Raw genomic sequence first — 18,417 nt, forward strand, 5'->3', positions numbered from 1 at the left:
GCCGGGTACCGGGCTGCGTGCCGGGCAGCGTTCGCGCCGGGCGGGGCCCGAGCGGCGCGCCGACGGCGCGGCCCCCCGCCGCGCCCCCCCCCGGCCCGCCCCGCCCGCACCCCCCCCCCCCCCCACCCCCGCCTTGTCGAGGCGCGGCGCCACCGATGCGCCGCGCCGCGCTCCCCCCTACCCAGAAACCGCATGCATTTACGCAGAGGACCCCCGAATGTCCCTTTCGCTCGCCGCGTCCGCCCCTGCCGAGACCCCGCCCCACACCGGAGGTCTGCTCCTCCTCGTGGACGGCACGGCCGGACTTCTGCTCACCGCCGCCCTCGGTATCGGGCTCCTGCTGTTCCTCATCATCAGGATGAGACTCCAGCCGTTCGTCGCCCTGCTCGCGGTCTCCATAGCCGTCGGCCTCGCCGCCGGCCTGTCGGTCACCGAACTCTTCGGCACGGTCCAGAAGTCGGACGCCGTCTCCACCATCGAGTCCGGCATGGGCGGCATCCTCGGCCATGTCGCGATCATCATCGGCCTGGGCACCATGCTCGGCGCGATCCTCGAAGTCAGCGGCGGCGCCGAGGTATTGGCGAGGCGTCTGCTCGGTCTGTTCGGCGAGAAGCGGGCCCCGCTCGCCATGGGCCTCACGGGCCTGATCTTCGGCATCCCGGTCTTCTTCGACGTCGGCATCTTCGTCCTGGCCCCGATCGTCTACGCCGCCGCCAAGCGGTCGGGCAAGTCGATCCTGCTCTACTGTCTGCCCCTGCTCGCGGGCCTGTCGGTCACCCACGCGTTCCTGCCGCCGCACCCCGGCCCGGTCGCCGCCGCCGGACTCCTCCACGTCGACCTCGGCTGGGTCATCCTCATGGGCATCGTCTGCGGTCTGCCCGCCGTGGTGGCCGCCTGGGGCTACTCGGCATGGGTCGGCCGCCGCATCTTCGTCCCCGTGCCGCAGGACATGGTCGAGGCGGCGGAGGAGGCGAAGCAGGCCGTCGTCGACGAGCAGCGGGCCGCCGGGGTCGCGCCCAGCGAGCAGCCGGTCTCCCTCGGCACGGTCCTCGGCATCATCGGCACCCCGCTGGTCCTCATCCTCGCCGCGACCTTCTCCTCGATCGCCCTGGGCCCCTCCACCCTCCGCTCGGTGATCGAGTTCTTCGGCAGCCCGTTCGTGGCGCTCACCCTCGCCCTGTTCCTCGCGTACTACCTGCTCGGCATCCGCCGCGGCTGGTCCCGCAAGTCCCTGGAGACGGTGTCCACCGCGTCCCTCAAGCCGGTCGGCAACATCCTGCTGGTGGTCGGCGCGGGCGGCGTCTTCGGCGCGGTCCTCAAGGCCAGCGGTGTCGCCCAGGCCCTCTCGGACACCTTCAACGACGTGGGCCTGCCGGTGCTCGTCCTCGCCTACCTGATCTCCGTGGTGCTGCGCGTGGCCCAGGGCTCGGCGACGGTGGCGATCGTGACGACGGCGGGCATCGTGGCCCCGCTGCTGTCCGAGGGCGACCACTCCCAGGCCTTCGTCGCCCTGGTCATCATGGCCATCTCGGCCGGCTCCATCTTCGCCTCGCACGTCAACGACGGGGGCTTCTGGATGGTCGCCAAGTACTTCGGCATCAGCGAGCGGGACACCCTCAAGACCTGGACGGTGCTGGAGAGTGTGCTGTCGGTGGCGGGGTTCGCCGTGGCGGCGGTACTGAGCCTGTTCGTGTAGGCAACTGATAACGATGCCGGGGCCGACTGTGTGCCGCACAGGATTCTCGACCATACTTCTGCGCTGTGGAGCAGCGCATAGGTTCGAGCAGCCAGCCCCTGGAAGGCGCCGGATTCGACCCGGCCTTCATCCCCGGGCTCACCTCACCCGCGTCCGAACGGGCAAAGGAGGACGGGCGGGAGAAGGAGCCTCAGGTCGCCGAGGCGGAGACGGCCGAGGAGGCCACCGCCGAGCAGGAGGAGACGGAGCAGGCGCCCCCCTCCGGCTCGGAGGAGGACGCCGCACCGGACGCGGACGCCGAGCCGGACGCGGACGCCGAGCCGGACGCGGACGCCGAGCCGGAGGAGGCCGCCCCGGCCGACGGCCCCGTCTTCGAGGCGTCCGACCGCCGCGCCCGGCTGGTCGCCGACCACAGAGGCGTCCGCCTGGCCCTGGACGACCAGGAGTGCGAGTTCCGCTGGGACGAGATCGGCGCGGTGGAGACGGAGACGGCCCGCTTCGGCAAGCGGTGGACCGTCACCGTCCACACCCCTGACCGGCGCTGGTACCCGATCGAGATCGAGGCGCCGGCCAGGAGCCACTTCAAGGAGTGGGACGAGGGACTGGACGCGGTCCTGGACGTCTACTTCGAGACCGAGACCGAGACCGGGACCGAGACCGAGACCGAGTCCGAGACCGAGACCGAGTCCGAGGTGAAGGCGGAGGCGGACGCGGACTAACCGCAGTACTGGCTCTCCTTGCCGATCGACCGGTACATGCAGTCCGCGTTCTCCAGCAGTTGCAGCACGGCATCGCGGTTACGGGAGGTCTCCCGCTCGATCACCTCGTCGGGCGGGTAGAACCCGCCCCCACCGGAACGGGGGTACATCTCGAAGGTGTACGCGAAGATCTTGTGCGCGCCCCAGAGGTAGTCGTCGATCGACCCGTCCGTGATGTACAGGTCGCTGGACTGCTCCGCCGTGTACCCGTTGCTCGCGGCCATCTTCCGTCCGACGGCCTTGAACGCCGCGTTGTCGTCCGCGGTCATCCCGGTCGCCGTGTCGGAGTACGTGTAGCCGAACGGCCACAGCACCAGCTCGCTGTAGGTGTGGAAGTCGACACCCGCCTTGATCTGCTGCGTGCCGCCGACGACCCGGCTGCGCACGAAGTCGGCGACGACCTTCACCTCGGGAGCCGACTCCGCGGCCGCGCCCCGGTACGTCTCGGACGACGTGGAGCCCGAGGAGCCGCCGCAGCAGCCCCAGCGGAAGTTCCAGTTGCGGTTCAGGTCCGTGCCGACGTACGACGAACCGGAGTTGGGCTGGCGGTTCTTGCGCCAGGAGCGGTAGGAGCCGGTGGCGATGTCGTACTCGCCGCCGTCCGGGTTGACGTCTGGGACGATCCAGATCTCGCGGTTGTTCACCATGCTGGTCACCCGTGAGTCGGAGCCGTAACCGGAGGTCAGCTCGCGCAGCAGGTAGAGCGCCATCTCGACGGTCAGGTGCTCGCGGGCGTGCTGGTGGTGCGTGAACAGCACCTCCGGCTCGGACTCGTCGGTGCCCACGTTGTCGCTGATCTTGACGGCGACGATGTTCCGTCCCTGGTAGGACGTGCCGATCACGCGCCGGCTCACGATGGACGGGTGGGCCGAGACGATCGAGTCGATCTCGTTCGTCATCTCCGCGTAGTTGTGGTACTTCGAGTCGGCCGACGGGAAGTCGAGGAGCCGGACGTCGTCCTCGCCGGCGGACCGGTCGGGCACCGCGCCGAGCGGGGAGACCTCGTAGCCCCGCGCGCGCAGCTTCCTGATCTGGCCGGCGCGGCCGGAGACCACGACGCCGTGCGCGTGGACCTCGTCCACGCTCACGCCCGCGCGCTGAAGTGCCGTGCGGTCCGCGGCCGTCGAGTGCAGGTGGATCTCGTACTGCCGGATGTCGTCGGCCGAGGCGGACGGTTTGCGGGCGCTGTCGGCGGCGGCGTCGTCCGTGGCCGCGGACAGGGGGGCCGCGAGGGCGAGGGCGAGGAGCCCGGCGAGGGCGGCGGTGCGTCTGCCGGTGCGGGCACCGGCGCCTCGTGTGCGAAGTCGCATGAAATCTCCTGGTGGGAGGTGGGGTTGTTCCGTGCGACGTACGTGTGCGGGTGGCGCATATCGTTCTGCTGATGGCATGAGCAGGTCAAGACTGAAAGCAGCCGCGCAGTGTACGCGCGTGGTGTCGCGGTCGAGGTGTCACGGCCGAAGTGCACCCTCAGGTGTGGCCCCGGCGTGCATATATGTACGCGACTTCGACAGAGTGAGGGGCCGCGCACACGGAGCCGGAGTGTCCGGATCCCCGGACTCACACCCTTTCAGAGGACTGGCTGATCATGGGCGGATCAGCGCCACGACAGGACCACCACCTGCCGGCCGAGACGACCAGCTTCGTCGACCGGCGTGGCGAACTGACCCAGGGCCGCGAACTGCTCGCCCGCGCGCGTCTGGTGACGCTGACCGGGCCGGGCGGCGTCGGCAAGACCCGGCTCGCCGGACGCATCGCGGCCCGGGTGCGGCGCGCCTTCCCCGACGGCGTGCGCTACGTGCACCTGTCCGGACTGCACGACCCGGCCCTCGTCCCGCTCGCCGCCGCCGACGCGCTCGGCCTCCACGACCGCTCCGCCCAGTCGCCCCTGGACGCCCTCGTCGAACAGGTACGCACCCGGCGGCTGCTCCTCGTCGTCGACAACTGCGAGCACCTGGCGGACGCGTGCGCCCGGCTCGCCGCGGCCCTGCTGCACGGCACTGAGGGCGTCCGGATCCTCGCCACCAGCCGCCACCGGCTCGGCCTCACCGAGGAGCATCTGCTGGAGGTACGGCCGCTGCCGGTGCCCGACCCGGACGGCGACCTGTCCGCCGCCGAGGGCTACCCGGCCCTCACCCTCTTCGCCGACCGGGCCGCCGCCGTCGTGCCGGGCTTCCGCCTCACCCCGGCCAACCGAGCCTCCGTCGCCCGGCTGTGCCACCGCCTGGACGGCCTGCCCCTGGCCATCGAACTCGCCGCCGTCCGCATGCGGGTCCTCGACGTCGACCAGCTCCTCGACCGCCTCGACGACCGCTACCGGTTCCTCACCACCGGCAGCCCCGCGGCCCTGCCCCGCCACCAGACCCTGCGCGCGGCCGTCGCCTGGAGCCACGACCTGTGCACCCTCCCCGAGCAGACGGTGTGGGCCCGGCTGTCGGTCCTGGCGGGCAGCTTCGACCTGGAAACGGCGGAGGCGGTCTGCGCGGACCCGACGCCGGAGCCCGTCCCCCGGCCGGCCGACCGCCCCGGAACACCGCTCCGGCCCGGGGCCGCGCCCGCCGGAGGCACCCTCACCCTGCTGCCGCCCCCGCGCCTGCGGACCGACGACGTCCTGGAAGCCGTCGCCGGGCTCGTGGACAAGTCCGTGCTCTGCCGGGAAACCGGGCCCGGCGGGGTGCGCTACCGGCTGCTCGACACCCTGCGGCAGTACGGCCGGGAGCAGTTACGGCGGGTCGCCGGGCAGGAGGAGGCGGCCCGGCGGCGGCAGCGCGACTGGATGGCCCGCCGGGCCGAGACGTGGGAACGCGGCTGGTTCGGGCCCGGCCAGCCGGAGACGGTGGCCCGGCTGCGCGCCGACCGGGACAATCTCCGCGCCGCCCTCGACTTCAGCCTCTCCGCCCCCGGCGAGGCCCTCGCCGGACTGCGTCTCGCCGGCACGCTCTGGTTCCACTGGCACGCCTGCGGCGCCTCCCGCGAGGGCCTGTACTGGCTCGACCGGGCCCTGACCGCCGCCCCCGGACCCACCCCGGAACGGGCCCGCGGCCTGTGGGTCGCCGGGCTGCTGGCCGCCGCCAACCGGGACTTCCCCCGAGGCCGCCGCCACGCCACCGAGGCCCTCGCCCTCGCCCGCACCCTCGGCGACGACGCCGAAGCAGCACACGCCGAGTACGTCATCGGCGTCATCCGGCTGTTCGGCGACGACCTGCCCGGAGCGCTGCGGCACTTCGAGACCACCGTCGCCCGCGGCCCCGTGCCCGGACAGCACCTCAGCCTCGCCGGCCTCGACCAGGTCGAACTCGCCTGCGCACTGGCCTACCTGGGCGAGGCCGAGCGGGCCGTCGACGTCTGCGAGGACGCCTTGAGGCTGTGCGAACGGCACGGCGAACAGTGGGTCCGCTCCTACGTGCTGCGCATCCTCGCCCTCGCCCACACCGTGCGCGGCGACCGGACCCGGGCCGAACGGCACGCCCGCGAGGCCCTGCGGCTCAAACTCGCCGTCCACGACGTCATCGGCATCGCCCTCACCCTCGACCTGCTCGCGTCGATCGCGGCCGCGGGCGGCTCCCACGAGCACGCCGCCGTCCTCCTCGGCGGCGCCGACCGCGTCTGGGCCGACATCGACACCGGCCGCTGGGGCTCCCACACCCTCAACTCCGTACGCCGGGACGTCGAGGAGCGGGCGGTCCGGGCCCTCGGCCCCGAGGCGTTCGAGCGGGCCCGCCGACGGGGCAGGGCCCTGCCCGCCGCCGAACTGGCCGGCCGGGAGCCGCAGGAGCCGGGCCGACCGCGCCCCGCGGAGCCCGGCCCCCTGCCCCCGCACGACGACGGCACGGTCCGTCTGACCCGCCGTGAGACCGAGGTCGCCCAGCTCGTCGCCGAAGGCCTCGCCAACCAGCAGATCGCCGACCGCCTGGTGATCGCCCGCCGCACCGCCGAAGGCCATGTGGAACGCATCCTCGGCAAGCTCGGCTTCAGCAACCGCAGTCAGATCGCGGCCTGGGTGACGGCGCGGCGCTGCCCCGACCCCGCACGCATCCACCCACCCGAGGGGACCACGTGACCACCGCAGAACACCGCCCGTTCGACCACCGCATGGCCGTCTTCGACACCGACGACGGGTTCCTGGCCGCCGCCCTGCCCTTCCTCGGCGAAGGCCTCGGCGCCTTCGGCGAACCGCCGCCGGTGGCCATCGCCGCCCCGCGCCACCTCGACCTCCTGCGCGACGCCCTCGGCCCCGGCGCGAAGGACATCACCTGCATCCCGCACACCGACTGGTACACCGGCTCCGCCGCCAACGCCGTCGCCCGGGCCGCCACATATCTCGCCGCACACGCGGGCCCCGGCGGCCGGCTCCACCTCGTCATGGAACCCGTCTGGAGCGGCCGCGCCGGCCGCTCGGCCCGCGAGACCACCGAGTGGATCCGCTACGAGGCCCTCGCCAACCTCCTCTTCGCCCCCCTGTCCACGACCGCGCTGTGCGCGTACGACACCCGCACCGCCGGACCCGCCGTCGTCGCCGCGGCCCGCCGCACCCACCCCGACACCGAGGTCTACGAGGACCCGCTGCGGCTCGCGGCCGAACTCGACGCCGTACCGCTGCCGTTGCCGCCGGACCGTGTGCTGCGCCTCCCGCGGCCGGACACCGCCGCCGTGCAGAGCTGGGCCGTCGGCAGAGGGCTGCCCGCGGCGGACGCCGAGCTGTTCGCCGCCGCCGTCGCGGAGAGCGCCGCGGCCCTCGCGCCCCTCGGCGGCGACCTCCTGCTGTGGGGCGAGAGCCCCGGCTGCGTCTGCGAACTGCGCTCCGCCCGTCGCCTCGACGACCCGCTCGCCGGCTTCGTCCCGCCGGCCGCCGACCCGGAACCGGGCCCGGGGCTGTGGTACGCGCGACAGGTCTGCGCGTACGTCGACATCCGTGACGACGCCGACGGAGCGACGGTCCGCCTCCAGTACGCGTAGGCCTCCTCACCTGCGCAAGCAGGTAGGGGATCGGGTAGTCCTCCCCCTGCGCCGGGCCGCCCCCGGGCACCACCCTGGTCCCATGCTGCAACACCCCGGGCGGCACCTCCCCGACCCAGACGCCCGCTACGGCCCGTTCCCGCAACCGCCCCTGGGGGCGGGGCACCTGAGGGTCGAGTACGCCCCCCGGCCCTCCGCCGTCCGCGAGGCCCGCGCGGAGGTGCGCAGGCAGCTGGAGAGCTGGGGACTGGCCGAGCACGGTGACGTCGCGGACGTGGCCGAACTGCTCGTCGGCGAACTGGCCACCAACGCGGTGGTGCACGCCGGGAGCCGCTTCCGGCTCACGCTGTTCGCGGCGCACGGCCTGCTGCGCTGCGAGGTCGCCGACGCCGAGCGCCGGGTGCCGCGGGTGCTGGACGCGGACACCGGGGAGAGCGGCCGTGGGATGTTCCTGGTGGACGCGCTGGCCCGGCGCTGGGGCTGCCACCGGGACGGGCCGGGCAAGACCGTGTGGTTCGAGCTCGGCACCTGCGGGGCGGACGGCTGCGGTCGGCGACAGCCGTGACGCCCGCCGGCCGGGCCTCGGCGGTGCGACGTGCCGCCTTGGTCCGGCTTCGGGCCGCGGGTCGCGTGTGGTTGCTCGCGCAGTTCCCCGCGCCCCTGCGCTCGTTGCGCTCACGCCCTCTTGTCCCCCCGGGCCGCTTGCGCTTTCTTGATCTGTATGGCGGACACCACAGAGCACACGGGCACGCAGCAACCCCAACCGCGGAAGGCGAGCTGGAAACACATCGGTCCGGGCATCGTCGTGGCGGCGACCGGGGTCGGTGCCGGTGACCTGGTCGCCACGCTGATCGCGGGCAGCAACTTCGGCTACACCCTGCTGTGGGCCGCCGTCATCGGATGCCTGGTGAAGATCTCCCTGGCCGAGGCGGCGGGCCGCTGGCACCTGTCCACCGGCCGCACCCTGTTCGACGGCTGGGCGAGCCTCGGCCGCTGGACCACCTGGTTCTTCGCCGTGTACGTCGTGGTCTGGGGCTTCGTCTACGGCGCCGCGGCGATGTCGTCGAGCGCGCTGCCGCTGCAGGCGCTGTTCCCGGACGTGATGGACCTCAAGTGGTGGGGCATCGCCTGCGGTCTGGTCGGACTGGTCTTCGTCTGGTTCAACAAGTACGCGGTGTTCGAGAAGGTCATGACGGTCCTGGTGGGCGTCATGTTCGTGGTGACGGTGTACCTGGCGATCCGGGTCACGCCGAACATCCCCGACGCCCTCGCCGGTCTCCTGCCGGTGCTGCCGGACGAGAAGGACTCGATCCTCAACACGCTGGGCCTGATCGGCGGTGTGGGCGGCACGATCACGCTCGCGGCCTACGGCTACTGGGTCAACGCCAAGGGCTGGACCGACACCGGCTGGATGAAGGTCATGCGGCTGGACAACCGCGTCGCCTACGCCACCACCGGCGTCTTCGTCATCGCCATGCTGTTCGTCGGCGCGGAACTGCTCCACTCGGCGAACGTGGCCATCGCGAGCGGCGACAAGGGCCTGATCCAGCTGGGCGACATCCTGGAGGAGGAGTACGGCTCGGCCACCGCCAAGTTCTTCCTGATCGGCTTCTTCGCCACGTCCTTCACCTCGCTGATCGGCGTCTGGCACGGCGTGAGCCTGATGTTCGCCGACTTCGTGGCCCGGCTGTCGGGCAGGGGCCAGGCCAAGGGCGAGGAGGTCGCCTCCGGGACGCGCGAACGCTCCTGGCCGTTCCGCGCCTATCTGCTCTGGCTGACGTTCCCGCCGATGATCCTGCTCTTCCAGGGCCAGCCCTTCCGCCTGGTCATCCTCTACGGCGTCCTCGGCGCGGCCTTCCTGCCGTTCCTCGCCGGCACCCTGATCTGGCTCCTCAACTCCGGCCGTACGCCCCGGGAGTGGCGCAACGGCCCGCTCAGCAACGTCATGCTCGCCGTCGCCGGACTGCTGTTCCTGATCCTGTGCGTGAAGCAGATCTGGGACCAGCCGTGGGGGGAGTTCTTCTAGGGCGGAAGCAGATCTGGGACCGGCCGTGGGGCGAGTTCCTCCAGGGCGGGACAATGGCCGGATGACCCAGCAGCCCCCGCCGCCCGGCCCCGGTTTCGGCCCGCCCCCGCCGCAGTACGCGCCGGCGCCGCCCCCGTACGCCGCCGCACCGCCCGCGTACGCGCCCGCACCGCCTCCGTACGCCCAGGCGCCGCCGCCGCAGCAGGCGGCGGCCGGGCCGGACTTCCTGGCCGTCGACAAGCGCAACGCGGTCGTCGTCGACGCGTCCGGTGTCGCCTTCGAGTCGTCCGGTCTCTCGATCGAGTTCCGCTGGCCCGAGATCCGCAGCGTCCACTACCGGGCCAGGCCCGACGGCAAGGCGCTGATGGTCGCCGTGGTCCATGTGGACGGCCGGTTCTTCGAGTGCGTGGTGGAGGCCAGACCCAGGACGCGGCTGACGGAGTGGTTCCCGCAGCTGGCCTGGGTCCTCGGCCACTACCGCCCGGCGGGATAGGGCCCGCTACGGCAGCCCGTGCACATGCGGCCCCACCGCGTTGGACCAGGCGTTGCCGGCCGTGGCGTCCCAGTTGGTCGACCAGGTCATCGCACCGCGCAGGTCGGGGTATGTCCGCGGCGGCTTGAAGGACCCGCATCCGGTGCCCTTGGCCAGGCAGTCCAGGGCGTTGTTCACCACGGAGGGCGATACGTAGCCGCTGCCCGCGCCCCGGGTGGAGGCGGGCAGGCCGAGCCCGACCTGGGACGGGGCCAGGCCGCCCTCCAGCTGGATGCAGGCGAGGGCCGTGAGGAAGTCCACCGAGCCCTGGCTGTAGACCTTGCCGTCGCAGCCCAGCATGGAACCGCTGTTGTAGTACTGCATGTTGACGACCGTGAGGATGTCCTTGATGTTCAGGGCCGTCTGGAAGTAGGAGTTCGACGTCGACTGCATGTCGATGGTCTGCGGCGCCATCGTGATGATCAGCGACGAGCCCGCCTTCGCCGAGAGCGACCGCAGCGCCTGCGTCATGTAGGTCGCGTTGAGACCGTTCTCCAGGTCGATGTCGACGCCGTCGAAGCCGTAGGTCTGCATCAGCGCGTACACGCTGTTGGCGAAGTTCGCCGCCGACGCGGCGTCGTTCACGGCCACCGTGCCGCGCTCGCCGCCGACCGAGACGACGACCTTCTTCCCGGCCGCCTGCTTGGCCCGGATGTCGGCCTTGAACTGGTCGACGGTGTAGCCGCCGAGACCGGCCGAGTCGAGGGTGAAGGTCACCGCGCCCGGCGTCGAGGTCGCGTCCGCGAAGGCGACGGCGATGATGTCGTACTGCGCCTGGACGTCGGCGAGCTTCTGGACGGTCGCCCCGTTGTCGAAGTTCTGCCAGTAGCCGGTCACGGCGTGCTTGGGCAGCGCGGGGCCGGGACCGTTCGGCTTGTTCGTGGTGGCCGTCACCGCCGCCGACTTCGGCGACTCACCGGCCCCGTTCGTCGCCGTGACCTGGAAGGAGTACGACGTCGACGCCGCGAGGCCGGTCACCGTCGCGGAGGTACCGGAGACCGCGGTCACCTTGGTGCCGTCGCGGTACACGGTGTAACCCGTCGCCCCGGAGACGGCGTTCCAGGCCAGCGACACCGACGAGGACGTCGTGCCGGAGACGTTCAGGCCGCCCGGCGCCGACGGGATCGTCGGACCCGGGTCCGTGCCTCCGCCGCCGTCGGGGCCGAACACCGACACGTCGTCCGCGTAGTACGCCGCCTGCCCGTACCAGCCGTGCGTGTACACCGTCACCGACGTGGTCGAGGAGCCGGTGGTGAAGGTGGTCGACAGCTGCTTCCAGGAGGAGGAGTCGGGCGTCCAGGTGGACACGTCCGTCGTGCCCGTGCCCGTCACGCCCAGGTAGGCGTACCCGCCCCGGACCCACGCGCCCAGCGTGTACGTCGCGTTGGGCTTCACCCGGACCGTCTGGGCGCACCGGGCGTTGTCCTGCCCCGACGGGGTCGCCCGCAGCGCGGCCGACCCGGAGTGCACCGGGGAGAAGACCGTCGCACCGCTGCCCGCCGAGCAGGTCCAGTCGCTCAGGCCCGACTCGAAGCCGGCGTTCCTGGCGTTGTTGACGTCGGCGGCGCTGGCCTGGCCGACGGTCGTGACAGTGAGGGCCAGGGCAGCCGTGACGGCGCCCGACCACAACCGCAGGGATCGTCTGTGTGGGGACATGACAAGAAAATGGTCCAGACCAAAGAGGCTGTCAAGAGGTCCAGACCAACCTGTCGAGCAGCAGTCCCACCGCGCATCCCGCCAGCAGCACACCCGTGGACATCCAGAACGCCGCACCCGCCGGGTCCAGCACCCCCGGCCGCAGGGACAGCAGCAGCACCTGCGCCGCCGCCGGCACCGCGCACGCCGCCGCCAGATGACGCACCGGCACCTCGCGCCACGGCTCCGGATGGACCCGCGCCGCCGCCCAGGTCGCCAGCACGACGCACACCAGGTTCGGCAGATGCACCAGCGCCAGCGCGGCCCCGAACGACCCGACGCCCCCCGGGCCGACCAGCGGCCCGTACACCAGCGTCATCTGGACGTACTCGGTGAGGACGAGCACCACGATCCCGACGGCCCAGCAGCGGACGAGCGTCATCGGTCACCTCCGGCGATCTCGAAGAAGAGCAGGACCGTGAAACCCGCCGCGGCCAGGCCGCAGCCCGCCACCAGGGCCAGCGACTGGAGCACCGGGGACCAGCTGCCCCGGCCCGCCACCGTCGCCGTGCCCGCGGGATCGCGGGGGTCGTAGGTGACGGTGACCGGGCTGCCCTCGGTCGTCGACCAGCCCGCCAGGTCCTCGAACTCGACCCGTGCGCCGTCGGCCGTGCGGAAGGCGAAGAAGTGCCGCCGCGCGTCGGAACGCTGGTACGGCTCCGTCTCCACGCGCACGCACTCGCCCTCCGCGCGGGCCCCGCGCCGCAGCACCCGCGTCACCGTCACCAGCCGCCGCGCGTACCGCCACGCCAGCGCGCCGAACAGCGCCACCAGCGCGGCCAGTACGACGTATCCGGCGCCCGGCACCGCCACGGCTAGTGCACCTCGACCGAGTCGATGATCCGGTCCAGGTCCCCGTCCGGCAGGGAGCCCCGCTGCGCGTCGATCCGGATCGCGAAGGCCGTGTCGCGCGCGTCCAGCCCGGCCAGGATCACTCCCTCGACCGGGGTGCCCGCGGCCGGCCCGCCGTCCTCGCCGGTCGCCTTGAAGGAGAAGTCGATGCGCCTGGCCTCGTCCGTGCCCGCCAGCTCCACGTCCTTCTGGCCCTTGACGTCGGCGCCCATCTGGATGCCCGCCTCGGCGGCGATCGCGGCCTGCTCGGCGGAGTTCGCCTCGGTGAACCCGAGCTGCACGGTGATGACGGAGACCTTCCTTCCGCCCTCCGTCCGCACCGCCGCAGCCGCGTTGTGCTTCCCGCGCCCGGCGGCGCTCTGCTCCTCGTAGCCCTTCGGGTACGACACGTCGACACCCTTCGTCTTCAGCGTCCCCCAGCCCTCGGGCACGCTGCCCGCGCCGGAGTCGGTACTCCCGCAGCCGGTCAGGGCGGCGGCGGTCGTCAGTAGGGCGGCGGCCAGGCCGGCACGGCGGGTCTTCATCGGCAGGGGCTCCCGTCTCGTCAGTTCGCACAGTAGCTGTAGGGAAGATAGGAGCGGCCCTGTCCGTGCGGCGCCCCCAGGAACTGGGCGTCGGTCAGGGTCTCCGCCTTCTTCTCCGTGCTGATCGTCATGCCCAGACTCAGCCCCAGATTCAACTCGAAGCCGTACTCGGCCGCGTTCACCTCGCCCGTGTACGTCATCCGGCTCGACTTGCCCTGGTCGAACATCAGCTGCCCGAAGGGGTCGTCCGCGCCCGGGCGGGACGTCGGGGCGTGGTCGGCGAACATGTACTGGAAGGGCGTGGCGACCTGCTCGTTGTTGCTGTCCAGCCAGCGCTCGGCGATCGCCCGGTCCCGGTCGCCCGCCGGGCCGGGATCGAAGGCGAGCGTGTTCGTGACGATCTCGATGCCGGTCTGCGAGTCGGTGCCCTTCACCCCCGCGTTCCCGCCGCGCTTGTCCCCGTCCTTCTTGCCGTTGTCGCCGCCCGCCTTGGCGCCGTCCTTCTGGCCGCCCTCCTCGACCGTGCGCGTCATGTCCACCCGGACCAGCTTCCCGGTCTTCTTGTCGTAGGTGACGGTGATGGTGCCGGTCTGCGTGGTGTTCGCCGTGTACTCACCGCTGAGCGGGCCCGCCTCGTACCCCACCTTGGAGCCGTACTCGATGGACGAGGAGTAGGTGTACGACTTGGTGTTCTTGTAGGCGTTGTCGGTCCAGGTGACCTCGGGCGCGTACTTGAAGGTGCCGCCGAGTGCGGCGCTCAGCTTCTTCTCGTCGCCCGCGGAGATCTTCATACCCGCCGACGCCGACGCCTCCAGGCCCACCTTGCCGTAGGTGATCTTCCGGTTGTCGCCGAGGTGCTCCTTGATGCGGTTCTGCGTGTCCTCCTCGTCCTTCAGGGGGCCCTTTCCGAAGAGGTAGAGGATGCTGTCGCCGACACTCGCCTCGGCGCCGCCCGGCATGGTCCGCCGCATCTCGTACATCTGCAGCTTCTCCACGTCGTCCCGGAACCGCTGGGCCTCCTCGGGGCTCTGGAACACCCAGGTGTCGCCGTTGGTCACCTTGATGCCGAGCCCCAGTTCCACCTTGTCGGCGCCGAACCGGCCCACCTTCATGCCGGGCTTGAAGTCCTTCTTGGCGGCGACCGACGCCGCGTCCGTGAACGTCAGGTAGACCAGCTGGTCGCTGTCGTCGACCTTGCCGTCCCCGTTGACGTCCGTCTTCGCCTTCAGGCGCTGCTCCTGGAAGCCGTACTCCTTGCCGATCTCCCAGAAGAGGATCTTCGCCTTGGAGCCCGCCTTGTCGGTGACGGAGGAGACCTGGCACAGCGCCGGCTCGAAGTCCGCGTCGGTGAGCGGCTTGCCCGGGCCGGGCCCGGCCGCCCCGCAGTCGCCGCCGCCGGCGACCCGGCAGACCTGCGCGGCGATCCTGTCGTAGATCAACTGGCCGACGCCGGTGGCCGAGAGGGCCAGGACGATCGCCGCGCTGACGACGACCATCCCGAGGTACTCGGTGCCGGTCGCCCCCCGGTCGTCGAAGACCGGCCTGCGCCCGTACGCCCGTATGCCGCCCCCGTCCGCCATACGTCACCCCTCCTCACGGATCCGCGGGCCTGCCGTCCGCGTGCGTTCGTCCGCGTGCGTTCGTCCGCGTGTCATCCGTCCGCGTGTCTTCCGTCCGCCTGCGTTCCGGCTGTGCGCGTTCCGTCCGCGTGTCTTCCGCCCGCCTGCGTTCCGGCCACGTGTGTGCTTTCCGGACGGCGAGCGTAGGTACGCGACGCTGTGTCAGGCGTGGGCCTCAGGGCCCAAAGGGAGGCCCATCGTCACCACTGGGCCCGCTGGGCCCGCTGGGCCCGCCGCACGAATCGGCCCGGGCCCGCCTCGGCGTCCGGCAAGATGCTCAACCTGCCCCGTTTTGACGCCTCTTGTGCAACGACAGTTGCTCTTCAGGTACACAAACGCTGTTCTCCGGTCACAGAGGCGTGGATACAGTGCTGAGGTAGTCACGCAGTGAAGTCGACACGGTGCGCCGGAGTGACACCCGGCGTTCCGACCGGCATGGGGAAACGGGGAGCTGCGCGTGCCAACTGCCATTGCCGTGACCGGCGCCGACATGGCGCTGCCGCCACAGGACGACCGCACCCTGCCCGCCGTCGTGCTCCGGGACGTCGACCGACGCCCCCTGGAACAGGCGCTGGCCGAGATGCAGGCCCTGGTGGACCACCACGGGCACGTCATCGTGGTGTGCTCACCGGCCGCGCCCACCGCCGTACAGCGACGGCTGCACACCCTGCGCTCCCTCATGGAGAGCGACCGCATCGCCCTGTTCCGGCCGGACCTGCCGCCCCTCGGACTGGCCGTCCTGGCACGCCAGTTACGGCAACTCGCCTCCTGCGACATCAGCCCCGGCGTGCTCGCCTCGGCCGGCCGGCTGCTCGTGCACTACATCCACTCCGGCGCGCTGCTGAACTCCGTCGCCCGCCTCGACCGCGTCCCCGTCGGCCTGAAGTCGCACGCCAAGTCATGGGTGCCCGGCAGCCAGTTCGGCGTCCTCGCCCACCCCGAGCCGCAGCTCGTCAAGATCACCCCCGAGGCCACCCTGCCCGGCCCCGAGTTCGGCACGTGGATGCTGATCGCCAAAGGACAGCTCCAGTCCGACTGGGTCACGGGAACCCTCGCCCCCTCCTGGAAGGTGCAGGGGCTGCGCGAGACGCCGCTCCCGGCCGAATCGCCCGGCTGGTGGGGCACCGGCAAGCTCATCGAGTTCTGCAGCTACCTGCCGGACCTGTCCGTCCTCTACCAGCTGGTCACCTCCGTCCGGCGCAGCCGCTGCCACTGGTGCGGCATCGACGTCATCGGGGACCGCTGCGTGTTCTGCTCGGCCACGCCACCCGCCCACGACAGTCCACCCCACCAGCAGCTCGAGAACCGAACGGCCGTCGGCTGACGCTGACACCGCTCAACAGCACCGTTCCGATCCCGCTCGACCGATATCCCCAACGAGGTTGTACGGTTCATGAACTCCCGTCAGCGCCGCGGCGTGATTCTCCTGCTCCTGTCGGTCGTCTGCGCCCTCGGCGCCTTCGTCGGCGTGCTCTCCGTCATCAGCGACGTGAAGTCGAAGGTCGGCCCCGAGGTCACCGCCTACCGGCTCAAGTCCGACGTGCCGCCCTACACCACCCTCAGCACGGGCCAGTTCGAGAAGATCGAGATGCCCGAACGGTGGCTGTCCGACAACGCGGTCACCGATCTGCGGGACATACAGGGCAAGATCGCCGTGACCACGCTCCGCGCGGGCTCCCTGCTCCAGTCCGACATGATCGTCCGCCAGCCGGCCCTCCAGCCCGGCCAGCAGGAGGTCGCGATCATGATCGACGCGGCGACCGGCGTGGCCGGCAAGATCACACCCGGCGCCTCGGTCAACGTCTACGCCACCTTCGAGGGCGCCCGTGAGGGCGACCCCGACCAGTCGAAGATCATCGTCACCAACGCCAAGGTCCTCGACGTCGGCGAACTCACCGCGCTCGAGCCTGACGAGGGCAACCGCACCCAGCAGCCCACCGACGCCGTCCCCATCACCTTCGCACTGTCCGCGCTCGACGCCCAGCGCATCACCTACGCCGAGTCCTTCGCCAAGCGCGTCCGGCTCGCCCTCGTCGCGCCCGGCAGCGACACCACCGTCCCCGAGCGGGACCGGACGTACGAACTCGCGAAGGACAAGTGAGAGGCTGCCATGCCCACGAGGATCCTCCCGGCAGTCGGTGACACGGACGCGGTCCGGTCCGTCACGACACTGCTCAGCCAGCTCCCGGACGCCGAGCCCGTCGCGCCCGTGGTCGACTCCACCCAGCTCGTTGACACCCTCGCACGGCTGGCCGCCGAGTCGGTCGACGAGCTGCCCGAGGTCGTGATCGTCCACGAACGGATCGGCCCCGTCCCCGCGCTGGAACTGATCCGCGAAGTGGCCCTGCGCTTCCCGGCCGTCGGCGTCATCCTCGTCACCTCCGACGCGAGCCCCGGCCTCTTCCAGGCCGCCATGGACTACGGCGCCCGCGGCCTGGTCGCCCTGCCGCTGAGCTACGAGGAACTCGCCAGCCGTGTCCAGGCCGTCGCCCAGTGGTCCGTCGGCGTACGACGGCACCTGGGCGCGGGCGGTGATGTGTTCACCGGCGTCGGCGGCACCGTCGTCACGGTCAGCGGCGCGAAGGGCGGCACCGGCACCACCCTGACCGCGATCCAGCTCGCCCTGGCCGCGCAGGCCTCCGGCCGCAGCACCGCCCTGGTCGACATGGACCTCCAGACCGGCGACATCGCCTCCTACCTGGACGTCCAGTTCCGCCGCTCGGTCGTCGACCTCGCCGCGATCAACGACATCTCCCCGCGCGTCCTCGCCGACGCGGTCTTCCGCCACGACACCGGCGTCGCCCTGCTGCTCGCCCCCGCCGAAGGCGAACGCGGCGAGGACGTCACCGACCGCGCCGCCCGGCAGATCGTCAGCGCCCTGCGCTCCCGCTACGAGGTCGTCGTCATCGACTGCGGCGCCCAGCTCGGCGGCGCCGGCGCGGCGGCCGTGGAGATGGCCGACCGGGCCCTGCTGGTCACCACGCCGGACGTGGTCGCCGTACGCGGTGCGAAACGGGCCGTGCGGATGTGGGACCGGCTGCAGATCCGCAAGGCCGAGGAGACGACCGTCGTCGTCAACCGGCACTCGCGTGCCACGGAGATCCAGCCGCCCCTGATCCAGAAGATCACCGGCACGGAGGTCGCGGCCACCGTGGTCCCCGCCCATTTCAAGGAACTGCAGAGCGTCGTGGACGCGGGCCGCATCCACGAACTGGAGAACAAGAGCGCGGTGAAGCAGGCCCTGTGGGGCCTGGCGGGAGAGCTGGGCCTGGTCAAGACCGCGGAGGGCGCCCAGAAGGGGGGCCGGGGAGCGGGGGGATTCCGGCGGAGGAGGGAGGGGTGAGGGTGCTGAGGGCGCAGAGGGCGCAGAGGGCGCAGAGGGTGCTCTTGAGGGAGCGGGACAGGGGTCAGGTGACGATCGAGTTCCTGGGGATGACGCCGACGATCATCGTGACGCTGGTGGTGCTGTGGCAGCTCGTACTGGTCGGCTACACCTTCACGCTCGCGGGGAACGCCGCCGACGAAGCGGTACGGGCGGGAACGGCGGCAGAACGCGGGAGCCGGCAGGCCGCATGCGAGCAGGCGGGCAAGGACAAGCTGTCGGACGCGTGGAGGAGCGGCGCCACGGTCGACTGCCCACCGTCCACCGGCTATGTGACGGCTGACGTCCGGCTCCGGGTCCCCGTCCTCTTCCCCGGCACCATCGCGTTCCCGTTCGAGGTGAAAGGCCACGCCGGTGCGGTCGAGGAAGAGGATGACTGA

17 protein-coding genes are annotated in these 18,417 nt (G+C 71.7%); 11 read left to right on the top strand and 6 right to left on the bottom strand.

What is annotated here, in order from left to right; genetic code table 11:
• Nucleotides 1-217: 217 nt before the first annotated feature.
• Both ACFV20_RS00975 and ACFV20_RS00980 read left to right on the top strand, forming a co-directional pair.
• Nucleotides 218-1,696: a GntP family permease gene (locus ACFV20_RS00975; RefSeq protein ID WP_385650843.1), complete on the top strand. Its 1,479-nt coding sequence runs from the start codon at nt 218-220 to the stop codon at nt 1,694-1,696.
• Between the two features lie 65 nt (nt 1,697-1,761).
• Nucleotides 1,762-2,415, top strand: a complete 654-nt coding sequence (locus tag ACFV20_RS00980) for a hypothetical protein (protein WP_385650846.1) — start codon at nt 1,762-1,764, stop codon at nt 2,413-2,415.
• On the opposite strand, the gene ACFV20_RS00985 is transcribed toward ACFV20_RS00980, so the two are convergent.
• Nucleotides 2,412-3,764 carry a M14 family metallopeptidase gene (locus tag ACFV20_RS00985; protein WP_385650849.1) on the bottom strand — a complete coding sequence of 451 codons (1,353 nt, stop codon included), beginning with the start codon at nt 3,762-3,764 and terminating at the stop codon, nt 2,412-2,414. The genes ACFV20_RS00980 and ACFV20_RS00985 overlap by 4 nt on opposite strands.
• A 275-nt stretch (nt 3,765-4,039) precedes the next feature.
• Between ACFV20_RS00985 and ACFV20_RS00990 the strand changes: the two genes are divergently transcribed.
• From ACFV20_RS00990 to ACFV20_RS01010, 5 genes are all read left to right on the top strand, one after another.
• Nucleotides 4,040-6,511 carry an ATP-binding protein gene (locus ACFV20_RS00990; protein WP_385650852.1) on the top strand — a complete coding sequence of 824 codons (2,472 nt, stop codon included), beginning with the start codon at nt 4,040-4,042 and terminating at the stop codon, nt 6,509-6,511.
• A complete protein-coding gene (locus ACFV20_RS00995) occupies nt 6,508-7,407 on the top strand; it encodes an anti-sigma factor RsbA family regulatory protein (RefSeq protein ID WP_385650855.1) in 900 nt (299 codons plus the stop codon). The genes ACFV20_RS00990 and ACFV20_RS00995 overlap by 4 nt, the downstream gene beginning before the upstream one ends.
• Before the next feature lie 82 nt (nt 7,408-7,489).
• Entirely contained in the window at nt 7,490-7,972 is a 483-nt protein-coding gene (locus ACFV20_RS01000) for an ATP-binding protein (RefSeq protein ID WP_385650858.1), read from the top strand.
• Between the two features lie 156 nt (nt 7,973-8,128).
• Complete coding sequence (locus tag ACFV20_RS01005) at nt 8,129-9,433, top strand: Nramp family divalent metal transporter (protein ID WP_385650860.1); 1,305 nt, start codon at nt 8,129-8,131, stop codon at nt 9,431-9,433.
• A gap of 61 nt (nt 9,434-9,494) precedes the next feature.
• Nucleotides 9,495-9,926, top strand: a complete 432-nt coding sequence (locus ACFV20_RS01010; RefSeq protein ID WP_385650862.1) for a hypothetical protein — start codon at nt 9,495-9,497, stop codon at nt 9,924-9,926.
• 6 nt (nt 9,927-9,932) lie between these two features.
• Here ACFV20_RS01010 and ACFV20_RS01015 read toward each other — a convergent pair whose 3' ends face one another.
• The 5 genes from ACFV20_RS01015 to ACFV20_RS01035 are packed head-to-tail and all read right to left on the bottom strand — an operon-like array spanning nt 9,933 to nt 14,616.
• Complete coding sequence (locus ACFV20_RS01015) at nt 9,933-11,621, bottom strand: chitinase (RefSeq protein ID WP_385650864.1); 1,689 nt, start codon at nt 11,619-11,621, stop codon at nt 9,933-9,935.
• A 31-nt stretch (nt 11,622-11,652) separates the two neighbouring features.
• Nucleotides 11,653-12,042 (bottom strand): hypothetical protein, encoded by a 390-nt coding sequence (locus ACFV20_RS01020; RefSeq protein WP_385650866.1) that lies wholly within the window; start codon nt 12,040-12,042, stop codon nt 11,653-11,655.
• Nucleotides 12,039-12,473, bottom strand: a complete 435-nt coding sequence (locus ACFV20_RS01025) for a DUF3592 domain-containing protein (protein WP_385650869.1) — start codon at nt 12,471-12,473, stop codon at nt 12,039-12,041. The genes ACFV20_RS01020 and ACFV20_RS01025 overlap by 4 nt, the downstream gene beginning before the upstream one ends.
• 2 nt (nt 12,474-12,475) lie before the next feature.
• Entirely contained in the window at nt 12,476-13,036 is a 561-nt protein-coding gene (locus ACFV20_RS01030; RefSeq protein WP_385650871.1) for a hypothetical protein, read from the bottom strand.
• Nucleotides 13,037-13,056: 20 nt separating this feature from the next.
• On the bottom strand, nt 13,057-14,616 hold the full coding sequence (locus ACFV20_RS01035) for a hypothetical protein (RefSeq protein WP_385650872.1): 1,560 nt from the start codon (nt 14,614-14,616) through the stop codon (nt 13,057-13,059).
• A 496-nt stretch (nt 14,617-15,112) separates the two neighbouring features.
• On the opposite strand from ACFV20_RS01035, the gene ACFV20_RS01040 reads away from it, so the two are divergent.
• From ACFV20_RS01040 to ACFV20_RS01055, 4 genes are all read left to right on the top strand, one after another.
• Nucleotides 15,113-15,979 (top strand): hypothetical protein, encoded by an 867-nt coding sequence (locus tag ACFV20_RS01040; protein WP_385650874.1) that lies wholly within the window; start codon nt 15,113-15,115, stop codon nt 15,977-15,979.
• Nucleotides 15,980-16,048: 69 nt separating this feature from the next.
• The gene (cpaB, locus tag ACFV20_RS01045) at nt 16,049-16,756 is read left to right on the top strand and encodes a Flp pilus assembly protein CpaB (RefSeq protein WP_385650876.1); all 708 of its coding nucleotides are present in this window, start codon (nt 16,049-16,051) and stop codon (nt 16,754-16,756) included.
• A gap of 9 nt (nt 16,757-16,765) precedes the next feature.
• Nucleotides 16,766-17,998 (top strand): CpaE family protein, encoded by a 1,233-nt coding sequence (locus tag ACFV20_RS01050; protein ID WP_385650878.1) that lies wholly within the window; start codon nt 16,766-16,768, stop codon nt 17,996-17,998.
• A gap of 89 nt (nt 17,999-18,087) precedes the next feature.
• Complete coding sequence (locus ACFV20_RS01055) at nt 18,088-18,417, top strand: pilus assembly protein (protein ID WP_385651267.1); 330 nt, start codon at nt 18,088-18,090, stop codon at nt 18,415-18,417.

This window comes from Streptomyces sp. NPDC059696, from assembly GCF_042733745.1.
In the GTDB taxonomy this organism is placed as follows: domain Bacteria; phylum Actinomycetota; class Actinomycetes; order Streptomycetales; family Streptomycetaceae; genus Streptomyces.

What these genes read in the sequence shown, in the direction of transcription:
- ACFV20_RS01050 (WP_385650878.1), top strand. Translation starts at nt 16,766, where the DNA reads ATGCCCACGAGGATCCTCCCGGCAGTCGGTGACACGGACGCGGTCCGG.
- ACFV20_RS01000 (WP_385650858.1), top strand. Translation starts at nt 7,490, where the DNA reads ATGCTGCAACACCCCGGGCGGCACCTCCCCGACCCAGACGCCCGCTAC.
- ACFV20_RS01005 (WP_385650860.1), top strand. Translation starts at nt 8,129, where the DNA reads ATGGCGGACACCACAGAGCACACGGGCACGCAGCAACCCCAACCGCGG.
- ACFV20_RS01055 (WP_385651267.1), top strand. Translation starts at nt 18,088, where the DNA reads ATGACGCCGACGATCATCGTGACGCTGGTGGTGCTGTGGCAGCTCGTA.
- ACFV20_RS00975 (WP_385650843.1), top strand. Translation starts at nt 218, where the DNA reads ATGTCCCTTTCGCTCGCCGCGTCCGCCCCTGCCGAGACCCCGCCCCAC.
- ACFV20_RS01030 (WP_385650871.1), bottom strand. Translation starts at nt 13,036, where the DNA reads ATGAAGACCCGCCGTGCCGGCCTGGCCGCCGCCCTACTGACGACCGCC.
- ACFV20_RS01010 (WP_385650862.1), top strand. Translation starts at nt 9,495, where the DNA reads ATGACCCAGCAGCCCCCGCCGCCCGGCCCCGGTTTCGGCCCGCCCCCG.
- ACFV20_RS00990 (WP_385650852.1), top strand. Translation starts at nt 4,040, where the DNA reads ATGGGCGGATCAGCGCCACGACAGGACCACCACCTGCCGGCCGAGACG.
- cpaB (WP_385650876.1), top strand. Translation starts at nt 16,049, where the DNA reads ATGAACTCCCGTCAGCGCCGCGGCGTGATTCTCCTGCTCCTGTCGGTC.
- ACFV20_RS01035 (WP_385650872.1), bottom strand. Translation starts at nt 14,616, where the DNA reads ATGGCGGACGGGGGCGGCATACGGGCGTACGGGCGCAGGCCGGTCTTC.
- ACFV20_RS00985 (WP_385650849.1), bottom strand. Translation starts at nt 3,764, where the DNA reads ATGCGACTTCGCACACGAGGCGCCGGTGCCCGCACCGGCAGACGCACC.
- ACFV20_RS01020 (WP_385650866.1), bottom strand. Translation starts at nt 12,042, where the DNA reads ATGACGCTCGTCCGCTGCTGGGCCGTCGGGATCGTGGTGCTCGTCCTC.
- ACFV20_RS01015 (WP_385650864.1), bottom strand. Translation starts at nt 11,621, where the DNA reads ATGTCCCCACACAGACGATCCCTGCGGTTGTGGTCGGGCGCCGTCACG.